This is a genomic window from Paraburkholderia sp. BGA-UO-ETr-F12, from assembly GCF_059567945.1.
In genome coordinates this window covers 605,198-621,768 of record NZ_JCAQOZ010000066.1, presented here as the reverse complement: position 1 = coordinate 621,768, position 16,571 = coordinate 605,198, and the positions used below count along the sequence as shown (strand labels likewise).

Genomic DNA, 16,571 nt, shown 5'->3' with positions numbered 1-16,571 from the left:
AAAAGCGGGGAACACATGATCCATCGACGTCGATATAACCGGATCGGGCTGGTGTTGGGGGGCGGTGCCGCGCGCGGCTGGGCGCATATCGGTGCGATTCGCGCGTTGCACGATGCGGGCATCAAGCCGGACGTGGTGTGCGGCACGTCGATCGGCGCGCTGGTGGGCGCGATCTACGCGAACGGCGACCTCGACTGGCTGGAGGAGTGGGTGTCGCGGCTGACCTGGCAGACGGTGGTGCGGCTACTCGATCTGCGGCTGTCGGGTGGCTTGCTGGGCGGACGCAAGGTGATCAAGATATTCGCGGACAAGTTCAACGGTTGCTCGATTGCCCAGTTGAACATGCCGTTTGCGGCGGTGGCCACCGAACTCGATTCGGGGCGCGAGAGCTGGTTGCAGGATGGCAGTGTGGTCGACGCGGTGCGCGCTTCGATTGCGATTCCGGGGATTTTCACGCCGGTGTTTCACAACGGTGTCTGGCTGGTGGATGGTGGCTTGAGCAATCCGGTGCCGGTTTCGGTGGCGCGCGGCATGCGGGCGGACTGCGTGATTGCTGTCGATTTGAACAATGACATTCTGAATGGGCGCGATTTTGGCGGCGCGGTGGTGGATACGCCCGCGCTCGATCCGGATGCGCCGCCGCCGGGGTCATTGCGGCGTAACGGCAAGCCGTGGCCGAAGTGGCTGGCCCCTGCCGAGGCGCGTGCTTCCGACGATGTGCGGGTGCCGCCGCCGCCGAGTGCGCGGGTGCCTTCGATGCTGAGTTCGATTGCGCAGAGCATTGACATCATGCAGGTGCGGATTACGCGGAGTCGCCTCGCTGGCGAGCCGGCCGATATTTTGATTCAGCCGCGGTTGGGCGGGATGGGGATTTTTGATTTTCACCGGGCTGGGCCGGCCATGGAAGAAGGCCGGGCGGCGGTGGAGGTTATGTTGCCGGCGATTCGGGCGCGGTTGGGGATGGGGTAGGGTTTTTTTTGCCTGCCCGGCGGGTGGGGGTCTTTGTGATGATTTTTTTGTTTTTGTCTCTTGGCCTTTCCTTGTTTTGTTAGTGGTCTATTAGCGTTGCCCCTGTGCGGGGCGGCACCTACTTTTCTTTGCCTGCCGCAAAGAAAAGTAGGCAAAAGAAAGCGGCTCACCCCGCCAGCTCATAAGCGGGTCCCCCGCACAGCCACGGTAGTGGTGCATCTGGAATCCGTGCCCCCGCACACTCCGCGTTAGCGACAAGGCGCTCATCAGCTCCCACTCCGCACTGCGTGCGTCGCGGACGGGTCTGCCAGGGAAACCCGCGGGTTTGATTCGCGTAGCGAGCAAGCCCAGAGGCCTGCGCTGTTAAATATTCGTACTTCGAATGAAATGATGCCGGCGATAGCGGTTCCGGACACAACCGGCCCATACGCCAAGCGGGCGTGTGGGGGAAACGCAGGGACGGTTTTATGAATGGGGTATCGGCGCGCGCAGCGCCGCCGGAGGTATGACTGCCTTGTCACTAAGGCGGAGTGTGCGAGGCGACAGATTCCAGATGCACCACTACCTCCTCCAAGCCAGGGGGACCCACTTATGAGCTGGCGGTTTGAGCCGCTTTCTTTTGCCTACTTTTCTTTGCGGCAGGCAAAGAAAAGTAGGTGCCGCCCCGCACAGGGGCAACGCTAATAGACCACTAACAAAACAAGGAAAGGCCAAAAGACCAGCAAGAGAACGGACCACTAACACAGCAAGGAAAGGCCAAAGAGTCCGACCAACAACAAAAAAGCGCCGCGCAGGCCCCCACCTGCCGGGCAGGCAAAACCCCCGCCCACATCTATCAAAAAAGCGACTCAAAACTTGCTAAATCGCAGCAGCGCCGACAGCGCGCATCGCACCTTACAAAACCATATCCCCCACAAAACCAAGCCCCGCAGCCAGCAACCCACCCCAAACCAACAATTGCTGCACCGCAGCACAACCTTCCACCTTCTTTGAGAAATTAATTTCCGCTTGCGAGACTCCGCGCCATGCCGGATGAGTCGGACGCCCACAACCCGCCCCCCCATCCATGACATCGTCAATAAAACCTGGATGGAGACACGCGTGTTCCTTTACGGCTTTGGTCCAGTGCTACTGGCCGGTACGATCCAGACGATCGAGCTGTCTGTTCTGTCGCTGGCAGCCTCCGTGCTGCTCGGCCTCGCGGGCGCGGCGGCGAAACTCTCGTTCAATCGCCCGCTGCGCGCAATCGCAACCGGCTATACGACACTGATCCGCTCAGTGCCCGACCTCGTGCTGATGCTGCTGCTGTTCTACAGCATCCAGATCGCCGTCAACAATCTCACCGACGCCCTCGGTCTGCCGCAGTTCGATATCGACCCGTTCGTCGCCGGCGTGCTCACCCTCGGCTTCATCTACGGCGCGTATTTCACCGAGACCTTTCGCGGCGCATTCCTCGCCGTACCGCGCGGCCAGCTCGAAGCGGGCAGTGCGTACGGCATGAGCGGCGCGCGCGTGTTCACACGCATCCTGTTTCCGCAAATGATGCGCTTCGCGCTGCCCGGCATCGGCAACAACTGGCAGGTGCTGGTCAAGGCCACGGCGCTGGTGTCGATCATCGGTCTCGCCGATGTCGTCAAAGCCGCCCAGGACGCCGGTAAAAGCACCTTCAACATGTTCTTCTTCATCCTGATCGCCGCGCTGATCTATCTGGCGATCACCACCGCGTCGAACCTCGTGCTGATCCGGCTGGAAAAGCGCTATTCGATCGGCGTGCGCCACGCGGAGCTCTAACACCATGATCGATATCCTCAATCAATTCTGGCGCGCGTTCCTCTACTGGGACGGTCAGCGCATGTCCGGTCTGGCCGTCACGCTGTGGCTGCTGGTGGCGTCGATCGGCATCGGTTTTTTCATGGCCATTCCGCTCGCAGTGGCGCGCGTCTCGAAGAAACGCTGGCTGTCGACGCCGGTGCGTCTCTATACCTATGTGTTTCGCGGCACGCCCCTGTATGTGCAACTGCTGCTGATCTACACCGGCATGTACAGCCTGGAATTCGTGCGCTCGCATCAGTTGCTCGACGCGTTTTTCCGCAGCGGCTTTCACTGCGCGATTCTCGCCTTCGCGCTGAACACCTGCGCGTACACTACCGAGATTTTCGCCGGCGCAATCCGCTCGACTTCGCACGGCGAAGTGGAAGCGGCCCGTGCCTACGGCATGAGCTGGTTCACGATGTACCGCCGCATTGTGATACCGTCCGCGCTGCGTAGGGCGCTCCCGTTGTACAGTAACGAAGTAATCCTGATGCTGCATGCCACCACGGTCGCGTTTACGGCCACGGTGCCGGACATCCTGAAGGTGGCGCGCGACGCGAATTCGGCCACCTATCAGTCGTTCGATGCGTTTGGCCTCGCGGCGCTGATTTACCTCGTCGTTTCGTTCGCCCTGGTGGCCCTGTTCCGCCGCGCCGAGCGTCACTGGCTGGGATACCTGGCGGTGCGCACGCACTGAGCAGGCCTGTTTCGATTGAGCGGCGCGGCCGGTTGCGCGCTGTCACGTAGATTGATCCGTATTTTCAAAGGGAGAGCATCTTGCTCCACACGACTCAAACCGAAGCTTGCAAGCTCGCCGTTCAGGACATCCACAAACGCTACGGCGACAATGAAGTGCTCAAGGGCGTCTCGCTGAACGCGAACAAGGGCGACGTGATCAGCATCATCGGCGCGAGCGGATCGGGCAAGAGCACCTTCCTGCGCTGCATCAATTTTCTGGAGCGGCCGAACGCGGGGCAGATCGTCGTCGACGGCGAAACGGTCAAGACCAAAACCGATCGCGCCGGCAATCTCGAAGTGGCCGATCACAAGCAACTGCAACGCATCCGCACGAAACTGGCGATGGTGTTCCAGCACTTCAACTTGTGGGCGCACATGAATGTGATCGAGAACATCGTCGAAGCGCCGATTCATGTGCTCGGCCTGCCGCGTCGCGAAGCCGAAGACCGGGCCCGCGAATATCTCGAGAAGGTCGGCCTCGCGCCGCGTCTGGAAAAACAGTACCCGTCGCATCTGTCGGGCGGCCAGCAGCAGCGCGTGGCCATTGCACGCGCGCTGGCCATGAACCCCGACGTGATGCTGTTCGACGAGCCGACCTCCGCGCTCGACCCCGAACTGGTCGGCGAAGTGCTGAAAGTGATGCAGAAGCTCGCCGAAGAAGGCCGCACCATGATCGTCGTCACGCACGAAATGGGTTTTGCGCGCAATGTGTCGAACCACGTGATGTTCCTGCATCAGGGCCGTACCGAAGAAGAGGGCCTGCCCGCCGAAGTGCTGAGCACGCCGCGCAGCGAACGGCTCAAGCAGTTCCTGTCCGGCAGCCTGAAGTAACGCGCCGCTCGCGCGTTCCGCGTTTTACCGATAAGTGATGGCTCGCACGTCCAACCCGGCTCGCACCACCCAGGTCGCGATCGTCGCTTTGCCGCCGGTGTCGATGTCGGGCGTCGGGCCGATCGTCGACGCCCTCAATCTCGCCAATGAAATCGACGGCCGCGCGCTGTACCGCGTGCAGGTGTGTTCGTGGGACGGCCGCGCGGTGCCTCTGTCGGGCGGCGCGCAATGGCCGGCCGATGCCGCCTTCGGCGATGCGATCGCGTGCGACTGGCTGATCATCGTCAGCGAACGGTTCCAGCAATTCGCCGACTATCGCCTGTTTCTCGCGCGTCTTTCGCGGGTCGGGCAGCGCACGCCGCTCGTCACCGGCATTCATCACGGGGTCTGGTGGCTCGCGATGGCTGGGCAGTTGTCCGGCTACCGCGTGAGCGTGAACTGGGAAACCTATCAGCAGTTCTCCGAGCAGTTCGAGCGCTCGATCGTCACCCAGCAGATCTTCGAAATCGACCGCGATCGCGCCACCTGCGCGGGCGGTCAGGCAACAGTCGACTTCATGCTCGCGATGATCGGCCGCGATCACGGGCCGGAACTGGCGGACCGGATTGCCGATACGCTGGGCGTCGGCGTGTTGCGCGCGGGCGAAGAGCGGCAACGTATTCCGTTTGTGACCGCGCCGGGCGAGCGGCATCCGCGCCTGAACGACGCGCTGATGCTGATGGAAGCGAATATCGAAGACCCGCTGACCACCGATGACATTGCCGGTCTCGTCGGCGTGTCGCGGCGGCAGCTGGAACGGCTGTTTCGCCAGTATCTCGGCTCGATGCCGTCCAAATACTATCTAGGCCTGCGGCTTTCGAAAGCGCGCACGCAATTGCAGCGCACCAGCAAATCGGTGGTGCAGATCAGCCTGGCTTGCGGATTTTCGTCCGCGGCGCACTTTTCGAATGCTTACCGCGAACGCTTTGGTGTCACACCACGCGAGGATCGTCGCAACTGGATCGATAAGCAGACGGGCGCGAGCGGCACCGCGGCCAGTGAGCCGCGACCGGCCGCGCTGATCGAACCGCCCGGCGAGGCGGATTAGGCGCGCCGGGAAGCACGCGAAAAACGCGCGGTTTGCGGCTGATGCAACGCCGATCCGCCCGGAAGCTCATAGAAAGCGTCGCGTATGCGCAAGACGTATCGCGTGCGGTTTCCTACACTACGTGTATTACCTCTCACCTGTAACGAGGATTTGCCATGAACGACCTGACTGTGACACGCCAGACCTTCGACGAAGTGATGGTGCCGGTGTTTTCGCCCGCCGGGTTCGTGCCGGATCGCGGTCTCGGCTCACGCGTCTGGGACACGGAAGGCCGCGACTATATCGACTTCGCCGGCGGCATTGCCGTGACCGCGCTCGGTCACGCGCATCCTGAGCTGCTGAAGGTCCTGCACGAGCAGGGCGGCAAGCTGTGGCACATCGGTAACGGCTACACCAACGAACCGGTGTTGCGTCTCGCCAAACGCCTCGAAGCGCTGACCTTCGCCGACCGCGCATTCTTCGCCAACTCGGGCGCGGAAGCGAATGAAGCGGCGCTGAAGCTGGCGCGCCGTGTCGCGTTCGATCGTCATGGCGCGGACAAAGCCGAAATCATCTCGTTCACACAGTCGTTTCATGGCCGCACGTTCTTCACCGTGAGCGTCGGCGGCCAGCCGAAGTATTCGGAAGGCTTCGGCCCGGTGCCGGCGGGCATCACCCATCTGCCGTACAACGACATCGAAGCGGCGAAGAAGGCAATTGGCGCGCAAACCTGCGCGGTGATCGTCGAGCCGATTCAGGGCGAGGGCGGCGTGATCCCGGCGGATCCGGCCTTCCTGAAGGCGCTGCGCGAAGCCTGCGATCAGCACGGCGCACTGCTGATTTTTGACGAGGTACAAACGGGGGTGGGCCGCAGCGGCTATTTCTACGCCTATCAGGAAACCGGCGTGACGCCGGATATCCTGACCACCGCGAAAGCGCTCGGCAACGGTTTCCCGATCGGCGCAATGCTGACCACCAGCGAACTGGCCGCGTACTTCAAGGTCGGTGTGCATGGCACGACCTACGGCGGCAATCCGCTGGGCTCGGCAATCGCGGAGAAGGTGGTCGAACTGATCAGCGATCCGAAGCTGCTGGAAGGCGTGCATGCGCGCAGCGAAGCGCTGAAAGGTCAGTTGGCGAAGCTCAACGATCGCTTCGGCATCTTCAAGGAAGTGCGCGGCAAGGGTCTTCTGATCGGTGCGGAGTTGACCGAAGCATTCAAGGGCCGTGCGAAAGACTTCGTCACGGCTGCCGGCAAGCATGGCGTGATCATGCTGATGGCGGGTCCGGACGTGTTGCGCTTCGTCCCGTCGCTGATCATTCCGCTCGACGACATGTACGAAGGTTTCGCGCGTCTGGCTAAGGCGATCGACGAAGTGGTCGGCGCAACCGCTGAAGCGGCCGCCCGTTAATCAGGCGTCACACTCAACAGGAACGACGATGCTCTTCGTACGCCCCGGTCGCCTCGCCGATCTCGATGCGCTGGAACACATGGCGCGCACCGCGCAACCGGTGCTGCATTCGCTGCCGCACGACCGGCACGCGCTCGAAGCGCGCGTCGCGTTGTCGGAAGACTCGTTTCGCGCGGACGTCGATTTTCCGGGCGAGGAGTTCTATCTGTTCGTGCTCGAAGATGCGCAGAGCGGCAAGCTGATGGGTACGGCGAGCATCGTTGCCGCCGCCGGTTATTCAGACCCGTTCTACGCGTTTCGCAACGACGCGCTGATTCATGCATCGCGCGAGTTGCATGTGAATCGCAAGATTCACGCGCTGACCATGTCGCACGAGTTGACGGGCAAGAGCCGGCTCGCGGGTTTTTATATCGATCCATCGCTGCGTGGCGATGCGGCCGCGCATCTGATGTCGCGGGCCCGGATGATGTATATCGCGGCCAATCGCAAGCGCTTCACGCCGGAAGTGTTCTCGTTGCTGCTCGGCGTGACCGACGACTCAGGTGTGTCGCCGTTCTGGGAAGCGGTGGGGCGCAAGTTCTTCGGGCGCAATTTCGCCGACATCGAAATCGAATCGGGTGGACGCAGCCGCACGTTCATCGCCGAAGTGATGCCGACCTATCCGATTTACGTGCCCTTGCTGCCGGAAGCGGCGCAGCGCGTGCTCGGCGAGCCGGATTCGAAGGCGCTGCTCGCTTATGAGATTCACCTCGAAGAAGGCTTCGAGACGGATCGCTTTATCGATATTTTCGACGCGGGTCCGGTGTTGACCGCGCAGGTCGATCGCAGCGCCTGCGTGACGCGCAATGAAACCCGCGTGGTGCGGGAAGCGGGCGCGGCGGCTGGAGGCTCGACGTATCTGATCGCGCATAACGGCGCGGACGGTGAGTTCCGCTGCGTACTCGACACCTTGCCGGGCGGCCAGGCAAGCGGCGCGTCGCTGTCGCATGCGGCGCGTGCCGCGCTCGGGGTGCAGGAGGGCGACGCGGTACGCTGTGTGCCGCTGCATCAGCCGCATCAGGAAGAATCTTTGGGAGACGCACAATGATCGTCGTTCGCGTTGTGCAACGAGGCGATGTGGACGCGCTCATGCGGCTCGCGCAGGAGACGGGCCCAGGCCTCACCACCTTCAAGCCGGATCGTGATGCACTCGCGGCGCGCGTCGAACGGGCGCGCCGCACGATGGAAGACAAGGCCGAGCCGCACGAAGCCGGTTATTTCTTCGTGATGGAAGACACCGATACCGGCGACGTGGCAGGCGTATGCGGGATCGAAACCGCGGTCGGCCTCCAGCAACCGTTTTACAACTACCGCGTGAGCACCGTGGTTCACGCGAGCCAGGACCTCGGCATCTGGACGCGCATGCGCGCACTGAATATTTCGCATGACCTGACGGGTTACGCCGAAGTGTGTTCGCTGTTCCTGAGCCCGCGGTATCGCACGAGCGGCGTCGGCGGTCTGCTGTCGCGTTCGCGCTTCATGTTTCTGGCGCAGTTCCGCGAACGTTTTCCGCAGCGTTTGTGCGCGGAATTGCGCGGCCATTTCGATGCGAACGGCACCTCGCCGTTCTGGCGCGCGGTGGGCTCGCATTTCTACCAGATCGATTTCAACGCGGCGGACTATCTGAGCTCGCACGGCCGCAAGGCGTTTCTCGCCGAGTTGATGCCGCGCTATCCGGTGTATGTCGAACTGCTGCCGGAAGAAGCACAGGAATGCGTCGGACTCACGCACAGCGACACGATTCCGGCGCGCCGCATGCTCGAATCCGAAGGGCTGCGCTACGAGAACCACGTCGATATTTTCGATGCAGGCCCGGTGCTCGAATGCCATATCGCCGACTTGCGCACCGTGCGCGAAAGCGTGGTGGTGCCGGTGGAGATTGCCAATGTGCCGGCAGGCGCGCCGCAGGATGCGCCGCGTTCGCTGGTATCGAACACGTCGCTGGGCGATTTTCGCGTGGGCGTCGCGGCGGGCGTGCCGCAAGACGGCGTGTTCCGCATGAGCGCCGCCGAAGCGGCCGCGCTCGACGTCAAGGCAGGCGACCCGGTGCGGGTGCTGCCGCTGAAACATAAACAGGGATGATCATGAGCGAGCTTTTCATCGACGGCGAATGGGCCGCCGGCACAGGACCCGCATTCGCGTCGCGCAACCCGGGTACGGGCGCGGCGGTGTGGGAAGGCAATAGCGCCTCGGCGGACGACGTCGATCGTGCTGTGCGCAGCGCACGCCGTGCATTCGCGGCATGGTCGGCATTGAGTCTCGACGAGCGTTGCGGCGTGGTGCGCCGTTTTGCTGCGCTCGTGACGGAACGCAAGGAAGCGTTGGCCGAAGCGATTGGCCGCGAGACGGGTAAGCCGCTGTGGGAAGCCCGTACCGAAGCGGCTTCGATGGCGGCGAAGGTCGAGATCTCGATTCAGTCGTACAACGAGCGCACCGGTGAAAAACGTTCGCCGATGGCTGACGGTACCGCCGTGCTTCGGCATCGTCCGCACGGGGTGGTCGCGGTGTTCGGGCCGTATAACTTCCCCGGGCACCTGCCGAACGGGCATATCGTCCCGGCACTGATCGCGGGTAACGCGGTGGTGTTCAAGCCGTCGGAACTGGCGCCAGGCGTGGCGGCGCTCACGGTGCAGATCTGGCGCGACGCGGGCTTGCCCGCCGGCGTGCTGAACCTCGTGCAGGGCGAGAAAGAGACGGGCATTGCGCTTGCCAATCATCGGCAGATCGACGGCCTGTTCTTCACGGGTAGTTCGGATACCGGAACATTGCTGCACAAGCAATTCGGCGGCCGTCCGGAGATCGTCCTGGCGTTGGAGATGGGTGGCAACAATCCGCTCGTGATCGGACCCGTGGCCGATGTCGACGCCGCCGTGCATCACACGATTCAATCGGCGTTTCTGTCGGCAGGGCAGCGCTGCACCTGCGCGCGCCGCATTTTCGTACCGAATGACGCGTTCGGCGACCGCTTTGTAGAACGCCTGATCGAAGTGACCTCGCGTATCGGCGTCGGCGAATACAACGCCGATCCACAGCCGTTCATGGGTGCGGTGATTTCCGCGCGGGCGGCCTCGCGTCTGGTTGCGGCGCAGGAGCGTTTGCTCGCCGACGGCGCGAAGGCGCTCCTGAAGATGGAGCAGCGCGATCCGAAACTGGGCTTCGTCACGCCTGCGATTCTGGACGTCACGAACGTGAAGAACCTGCCGGACGAAGAACATTTCGGACCGTTGGCGCAGATCATTCGCTACAGCACGTTCAACGAAGCGCTCGAAAAAGCCAACGATACCGAGTTCGGCCTCTCCGCCGGGCTGCTCGCCGACGACGAAGCGCTGTGGACGCATTTCCAGCGCACCATCCGCGCGGGCATCGTCAACTGGAACCGTCCGACCAATGGCGCGTCGTCGGGCGCGCCGTTCGGTGGGCCGGGACGTTCGGGCAATCACCGGCCGAGCGCGTTCTACGCGGCCGACTACTGCGCGTATCCGATGGCCTCCGTCGAAAGCGCGCAACTGCAAATGCCCGCGAGCGTCTCGCCGGGTCTTCAATTCTAAGGATCGACGATGCAAGCCACTGAAGCCAATTTCGACGGTCTCGTCGGCCCGACCCACAATTACGCGGGACTCTCGTTCGGCAATGTCGCATCGCAGAACAACGAGAAGTCGATTGCGAATCCAAAAGCGGCCGCCAAGCAGGGCCTGCGCAAGATGAAGCAATTGGCCGATCTCGGCTTTCATCAAGGCGTGTTGCCGCCGCAGGAGCGTCCTTCGATGCGCCTGTTGCGCGAACTCGGCTTTTCGGGCGACGACGCGACGGTGATCGCACGCGTGGCCAAAGACGCGCCCGAGTTGCTGGCCGCGGCGAGTTCGGCGTCAGCGATGTGGACCGCGAATGCGGCGACGGTGAGCCCGTCGGCCGATACGCACGACGGCCGCGTGCATCTCACGCCGGCCAATCTGTGCAGCAAGCTGCATCGCGCGATCGAGCACGAATCGACCCGCCGCACTTTGCGCGCGATTTTTAGCGACTCCGATCGTTTCGCGGTGCACGAGGCGCTGCCCGGGACACCGGCGCTCGGCGACGAAGGCGCCGCGAACCATACGCGTTTTTGCTCGGAATACGGCACCCGTGGTGTCGAATTCTTCGTGTACGGCCGTAGCGAATATCGCCGTGGACCGGAGCCGAAGCGTTTCCCGGCGCGTCAGACCTTCGAGGCGAGCCGTGCGGTCGCGCATCGTCACGGTCTGGAAGAAGCGGCCACGGTGTACGCGCAGCAGAATCCCGATGTGATCGACGCGGGCGTGTTCCACAACGACGTGATCGCGGTCGGCAATCGCAATACGCTGTTCTGCCACCAACTCGCGTTCGTCGACCAGAACGCGGTGTACGACGAACTGCGCACCAAACTCGCCGGACTGAAGGCCGGGTTCAACGTGATCGAAGTGCCGGACGCGCAGGTGAGCGTATCCGATGCCGTGACGTCGTACCTGTTCAACAGCCAGTTGCTGACCCGCCCGGACGGCAAGCAGGTGCTGGTCGTGCCGCAGGAATGCCGCGAGAACCCGCGTGTCGCCGCGTATCTCGACGATCTGACCTCGCATACCGGTCCGATCGACGACGTGCTCGTGTTCGATCTGCGTGAAAGCATGAAGAACGGCGGCGGTCCGGCGTGTCTGCGCCTGCGCGTGGTGCTGAACGAGGCGGAACGCGCGGCGGTGACGCCTGGCGTGTGGATCAACGACAAGTTGTTCGGCCGGCTCGATACGTGGATCGAGAAGCACTATCGCGATCGCCTCGCACCGACCGATCTGACCGATCCGCAACTGCTCGCCGAATCGCGCACCGCGCTTGACGAACTGACGCAGATTCTCGGCCTGGGTTCGCTGTATGACTTCCAGCGCTGAGTACGGCGTGCGGTTTGCGATGCTCGACGATTTCCTTGCCTACACACTGGCGGGCACGCGCCCCGGCGCGCAGGAAACGCAGGGCGTATGTGCGAACGGCGGCGTGCGCTGCTCGTGGCTCGACGACGGCGTTCTGCAACTCGAACCCACGGCGCTGGAGAAGGGCGCGCGCAGCGTGCTGGCTTCCGCCGGCGTGCATGGCGACGAGACCGCGCCGATCGAATTACTTTCGTATCTCGTGCGCGATATCGCGCGAGGCAGCGCTGCGCTGACCTGCCGGCTGCTGGTGATTCTCGGCAACGTCGACGCCATGCGCGACGCGTGCCGGTATCGCGACGACGACCTGAACCGCCTCTTCAGCGGACGGCATGCGCAGTTGCCGGACAGCCACGAAGCGCCGCGCGCGGCGGCATTGGAACGCGCGGCGACGCAGTTCTTCGCCGCAGCATCGGCCGAACGCGGCGCGCGCTGGCATATCGACATGCACACGGCAATCCGCGCGTCGGCATTCGAGCAGTTCGCGCTGCTGCCGCACACGGGCATGCCGTTTTCGCGTGCCATGTTCGAGTGGCTCGGCGAGGCGCGCATCAGCGCGGTGCTGCTTCATACGACCAAGGGCAACACTTACTCGCATTTCACCGCGCATGCATGCGGCGCCGAGGCGTGTACGCTGGAACTCGGCAAGGTGCGTCCGTTCGGCCAGAACGATCTGACGCGTTTTGCCGGTGCGGACGAAGCGCTGCGCCATCTGCTCGCGGGCACCAGCATTGCAAGGAATCATCCGGATGCGGCACTGCCGCGTGCTTTTACGGTAATCGATCAGATTACCAAGCAGAGCGACGCGTTCGAATTGCGGGTGGCCGCGGACGTGCCGAACTTCACGCCGTTCGCGAAGGGCACGGTACTCGCCTGCGACGGCGATTATCGCTATATCGTGAGTCGCGACGAGGAACGCATCGTGTTTCCGAACGCGACGGTCAAGCCGGGCTTGCGCGCCGGCTTGATGGTGGTCGAGACGACGCAGGAGACGCTGTCCAGTCTTGTCTGACGGCGCTTCGTGGATGAAACGTTGCGCACCGAAGGCGCGCAACGTTTCATCCCATGCGCAAGGGCACGCTTAAGCCGCGTCCGCCTTCACCAAACCTTCCGCCACCATCGCTTCACGCACTGTCGGCCGCGCTGCGACGCGCGCCAGATAGGCGTTCAGATGCGGATACGCGCCCAGATCGATGGAGAGCATCCGCGCCCAGCTCAGCACTGTGAACGCGTACGCGTCGGCAACCGAGTACTGTCCGCTCAGATAATCGCGTTCGGTGAGCAGGCGCTCGAGTTCGCCGAAGCGGGTGGCGAGCTTCGCGCGGCATTCGGCCTTGGTCGAATCGGCGGTCTCCTGATGCCATAGCCACGGGCTGAACGTCTTGTGCAATTCCGTGCTGATATAGGTGAGCCATGCGACTGCCGCGAGCCGTTGCGGCGAGCCCGCGGCCGGCAATAGACTACGCTCCGGCGCGAGATCGGCAATGTGCTGCAGCAGCGCCGCGCCTTCGGTGTGGCGTGAGCCGTCGGCGAATTCGACGAGGGGCACATAGCCGCGCGGCGAGATCGCATAGTAATCGTCGCCGTTGGCGAGCTTGTGCGTTTGCAGGTTGACCTTGACGGTTTCGAAATCGAGCCCGGCTTCGCGCAATGCAATGTGAACGGCCAGCGAGCAGGCGCCCGGCGAATAGTAGAGTTTCATGGTGTCACCGCTAAAAACGAGAGTGAAGTGCCGGCAGGCGCCGGTGGCAAGGCTCGTCGGCCGACAAGTCGATGTGGTAAAAGTAGCGCGGATCGCATTCAGAATAAACAGGCGGCTTGCCAAACCATGCGTGCAAAAACGCAATACGAACTGACGTCGGCGGATACCCAGACCATCCTTGCGCTGGTGCGCGCCGGCACGCTGGCGGAAGCCGCGCTTCGCCTGGGCATCGATGCGTCGACGATTTTTCGCTCCGTGCAACGGATTGAACGCGGACTGGGTCAGCGTTTGTTCGAGCGTTCGCGCAGCGGCTATCGCGCGACACCGCTTGGCGCGCAACTGGCGCGCCATGCCGAACGCATCGAAAGCGAACTGGCGGCGGCGCGCTCGACCGTGCAGGCGAGCAGCGACCGCGTGTCCGGCAGTGTTCACGTCACGACTACCGACACCGTGCTCTACGGCCTCGTGCTGCCCGCATTGCGCGATTTCGCGGCAATGCATCCGGCGTTGTCATTCGAGTTGACGGCCACCAACAGTCTCGCGAGCCTGACCAAACGCGATGCCGACATTGCCGTGCGCGCCACCCGGCGCGCACCGGATCATCTGGTGGGCAAACATGTCGGCCCGCTGCGTATCGCGGTGTTCGCCGCGAAGGCGAGCGGCATTCACGCAAGCGACGCCGATGCGCTGTCGCGCTGCGACTGGGTGACCCCGGACGGCTCGCTCGGCGATCATCCATCGATCCTGTGGCGCAAGCGTCATTGCCCCACGGTCGAACCGCGTTACAAGACCAATAGCGTGATGGCGGTGTTCGAGATGGTGGTGCGCGGCTTCGGCGTCGGCATCTTCCCGACCTTTCTCGCGCGCGAGCGGGACGATCTCGTGCAACTGACGCCGCCACTCGACGAAGCCGAATCGCAGGTCTGGGTGCTCGCGCATCCTGAATCGCGTCATCTGCCGCATGTCGCGGCGGTCTACACGCATCTTTCGCGGCGGCTCGAAGACGATTTCGCTGCCGGCGACGGGGCGCGCTGAGCGCGTGCGCAAGGGTATTTTTTTGCCTGAACGCGACACGTAATTGCGCCTTTACGCGCGCCATGACGCTTCCGTCAAACGAGGCGCGGGCCCAAGTGCCCGCCAGGCGTGCATTGGGAAGCCTGTACAATCCCGCCCGCGCGGCTGTTGCGCTGCACCACAGCGGCCGCTGGAGTTTGAATCGTATTTTTGGCGCGGCAATCATGCTGGCCCGGATTCGGCTTCGTCTTATTCAATACCGTAGAGGAACACCCGTAATGAAGATCAATTGGCGAAACATGGCCGCGCTCGCGCTGTTCGCGACGGCAACGGTAACGGCAGGCGTCGCATCCGCGGCGGATATCAAGGAAGTGCGCTTCGGTGTCGAGGCGTCGTATGCGCCGTTCGAATCGAAGTCGCCGTCGGGCGAGTTGCAAGGTTTCGATATCGACGTCGGCAATGCCGTCTGCGCAAAGCTGAAGGCGAAATGCGTATGGGTCGAGAATTCGTTTGACGGCCTGATTCCGGCACTGGAAGCGCGCAAGTTCAACGCGATCAACTCGGACATGACGATCACGGAACAGCGCCGTCAGGCCATCGATTTCACCGATCCGATCTACACGATCCCGAATCAGATGATCGCGAAGAAGGGCAGCGGTCTGCTGCCTACGCCGGCCTCGCTCAAGGGTAAGCACGTCGGCGTGCTGCAAGGCACGATTCAGGAAGCCTACGCGAAGGCGCGCTGGGCGCCGGCGGGTGTTGACGTCGTGCCGTATCAGACGCAGGATCAGATTTACGCCGACCTCGCATCGGGTCGTCTGGACGCCGCGTTCCAGGACGCGGAAGCGGCCTCGAAGGGCTTCCTGAAGAAGCCGCAAGGCGCGGGCTTCGAATTCGCCGGCCCGCCCGTCACCGATGAGAAGCTGCTCGGCGCGGGTGTGGGCTTCGGCATCCGCAAGGGCGACAAGGCGTTGAAGGACGCGTTGAACCAGGCGCTCAAGGAACTGAAGGCCGACGGCACGATCGACCGCTTCGCCGCCAAGTACTTCGATGTGAAGGTGGTGTTGAAGTAAAGCGTGGGAATCGAGCGAACTGAGTGATTAAGATGCACACATGAGATGCAAACGGCCGCTGATGCGGCCGTTTGCATCTGGAGCGCCACGTATGCGGTGGCGCCGCAGCCGATCAGCGAAGGTTAGCCTTCGGCTGATCGAGATAATCGAACGCGGCCTCACCGAGTCCGAGCGTCAGATCGGCCAGCAGATGCCGGGCCTCGACGATTTCGAGCACCGGCAATTCGGCGACCGGCGCCAGCGCATGCGGCGCCAGTTCGAGCGACGCGGGACCCGTCCATGCACCCTTCAGGGTGATGTCCTGCAGGTAGTAGCGCACCAGTTCGCAAATACGCGGTGTGCCGTCGACGTGCGGAATCACCTTCAGCAGGAAGTTCGGCGCTTCGAGGCGTTTCTGCTGTTGCGCGAGATCCAGTTGCCGATGCTTGTAGCCCATTGTGCCGGTGGCAATGCGCACCGGGCCGTAATCGAGCGTGCCGACGAGTGTGTCGGTGTGCACTTCGAGCACCGGCGAGGCTAGTTTCTTCGGAAACCCCCACAGTTCGCGGCCACCGGCGATCGGCGGGTGGTCGTCCAGATACATGGCCAGCGTGTAGCTGCCCGCCACCCCGTTGTACGACACCGGGATCACCTGACCGCTTTCCGTGTAGTCGCCAAAACCGGTCGAATCCGGCATGCGAATGAATTCGTAATGCACCAGCGGCTCGCCGATCTCGAGCGGTTCGGGCACCACGGCGCGCAGTTTGTCCGGATCGGTACGGTAGGTAATGATCAGGAATTCCCGGTCGATGAAACGATATGGCCCCATCGGAAATGCCGGGCTCGTGATCGGCATCGCGAAGGCATTTGACAGCACGCTTTTGACGTCCATGATTTTCCTTGGTGGTTAGAGGCGGGACTGCGGCAAAGTGGTGCACGTGATCGAACGCTTTTGCACTGCACAAGAGTATCGTCGATTCTGCCCCGGCCTTCAGCGAGACG

Annotated in this window: 15 protein-coding genes; 13 read left to right on the top strand and 2 right to left on the bottom strand. The window is 63.0% G+C overall.

The genetic code is table 11. The annotated features are described in order from the left end of the window. Nucleotides 1-15: 15 nt before the first annotated feature. The 11 genes from AC57B6_RS36335 to astE all read left to right on the top strand — a co-directional run bounded on the left by AC57B6_RS36335 (nucleotide 16) and on the right by astE (nucleotide 12,813). Nucleotides 16-969, top strand: a complete 954-nt coding sequence (locus AC57B6_RS36335) for a patatin-like phospholipase family protein (protein WP_030102578.1) — start codon at nucleotides 16-18, stop codon at nucleotides 967-969. 1,101 nt (nucleotides 970-2,070) lie between these two features. Further along, on the top strand, nucleotides 2,071-2,760 hold the full coding sequence (locus tag AC57B6_RS36330) for an ABC transporter permease (protein WP_496423130.1): 690 nt from the start codon (nucleotides 2,071-2,073) through the stop codon (nucleotides 2,758-2,760). Between the two features lie 4 nt (nucleotides 2,761-2,764). After that, on the top strand, nucleotides 2,765-3,478 hold the full coding sequence (locus tag AC57B6_RS36325) for an ABC transporter permease (RefSeq protein ID WP_030102580.1): 714 nt from the start codon (nucleotides 2,765-2,767) through the stop codon (nucleotides 3,476-3,478). 80 nt (nucleotides 3,479-3,558) lie between these two features. Further along, complete coding sequence (locus AC57B6_RS36320) at nucleotides 3,559-4,350, top strand: ABC transporter ATP-binding protein (protein WP_046565842.1); 792 nt, start codon at nucleotides 3,559-3,561, stop codon at nucleotides 4,348-4,350. Nucleotides 4,351-4,387: 37 nt separating this feature from the next. Further along, complete coding sequence (locus AC57B6_RS36315; RefSeq protein WP_178368716.1) at nucleotides 4,388-5,437, top strand: GlxA family transcriptional regulator; 1,050 nt, start codon at nucleotides 4,388-4,390, stop codon at nucleotides 5,435-5,437. A 155-nt stretch (nucleotides 5,438-5,592) separates the two neighbouring features. Next, entirely contained in the window at nucleotides 5,593-6,828 is a 1,236-nt protein-coding gene (locus tag AC57B6_RS36310) for an aspartate aminotransferase family protein (RefSeq protein ID WP_496423129.1), read from the top strand. A gap of 28 nt (nucleotides 6,829-6,856) precedes the next feature. Next, on the top strand, nucleotides 6,857-7,915 hold the full coding sequence (aruF, locus tag AC57B6_RS36305) for an arginine/ornithine succinyltransferase subunit alpha (protein ID WP_030102584.1): 1,059 nt from the start codon (nucleotides 6,857-6,859) through the stop codon (nucleotides 7,913-7,915). Next, nucleotides 7,912-8,949: an arginine N-succinyltransferase gene (gene astA / locus AC57B6_RS36300; protein ID WP_030102585.1), complete on the top strand. Its 1,038-nt coding sequence runs from the start codon at nucleotides 7,912-7,914 to the stop codon at nucleotides 8,947-8,949. Before aruF ends, astA begins: the two co-directional genes overlap by 4 nt. Nucleotides 8,950-8,951: 2 nt before the next feature. After that, a complete protein-coding gene (gene astD, locus AC57B6_RS36295; protein WP_496423128.1) occupies nucleotides 8,952-10,415 on the top strand; it encodes a succinylglutamate-semialdehyde dehydrogenase in 1,464 nt (487 codons plus the stop codon). A gap of 9 nt (nucleotides 10,416-10,424) precedes the next feature. Further along, nucleotides 10,425-11,765 carry an N-succinylarginine dihydrolase gene (gene astB, locus AC57B6_RS36290; RefSeq protein ID WP_496423127.1) on the top strand — a complete coding sequence of 447 codons (1,341 nt, stop codon included), beginning with the start codon at nucleotides 10,425-10,427 and terminating at the stop codon, nucleotides 11,763-11,765. Further along, nucleotides 11,749-12,813, top strand: a complete 1,065-nt coding sequence (astE, locus tag AC57B6_RS36285) for a succinylglutamate desuccinylase (RefSeq protein WP_496423126.1) — start codon at nucleotides 11,749-11,751, stop codon at nucleotides 12,811-12,813. The genes astB and astE overlap by 17 nt, the downstream gene beginning before the upstream one ends. Nucleotides 12,814-12,882: 69 nt before the next feature. Here astE and gstA read toward each other — a convergent pair whose 3' ends face one another. Continuing rightward, entirely contained in the window at nucleotides 12,883-13,503 is a 621-nt protein-coding gene (gene gstA / locus AC57B6_RS36280; protein WP_496423125.1) for a glutathione transferase GstA, read from the bottom strand. Nucleotides 13,504-13,629: 126 nt separating this feature from the next. On the opposite strand from gstA, the gene AC57B6_RS36275 reads away from it, so the two are divergent. Then, nucleotides 13,630-14,538 (top strand): LysR family transcriptional regulator, encoded by a 909-nt coding sequence (locus tag AC57B6_RS36275; RefSeq protein ID WP_496423124.1) that lies wholly within the window; start codon nucleotides 13,630-13,632, stop codon nucleotides 14,536-14,538. 257 nt (nucleotides 14,539-14,795) lie between these two features. Beyond that, nucleotides 14,796-15,590: an ABC transporter substrate-binding protein gene (locus tag AC57B6_RS36270; RefSeq protein ID WP_046565831.1), complete on the top strand. Its 795-nt coding sequence runs from the start codon at nucleotides 14,796-14,798 to the stop codon at nucleotides 15,588-15,590. A 112-nt stretch (nucleotides 15,591-15,702) separates the two neighbouring features. Here the strand turns inward: AC57B6_RS36270 and AC57B6_RS36265 are convergent, their stop codons facing one another. Beyond that, the gene (locus AC57B6_RS36265) at nucleotides 15,703-16,461 is read right to left on the bottom strand and encodes an acetoacetate decarboxylase (protein ID WP_496423123.1); all 759 of its coding nucleotides are present in this window, start codon (nucleotides 16,459-16,461) and stop codon (nucleotides 15,703-15,705) included. Between the last annotated feature and the right edge of the window lie 110 nt (nucleotides 16,462-16,571).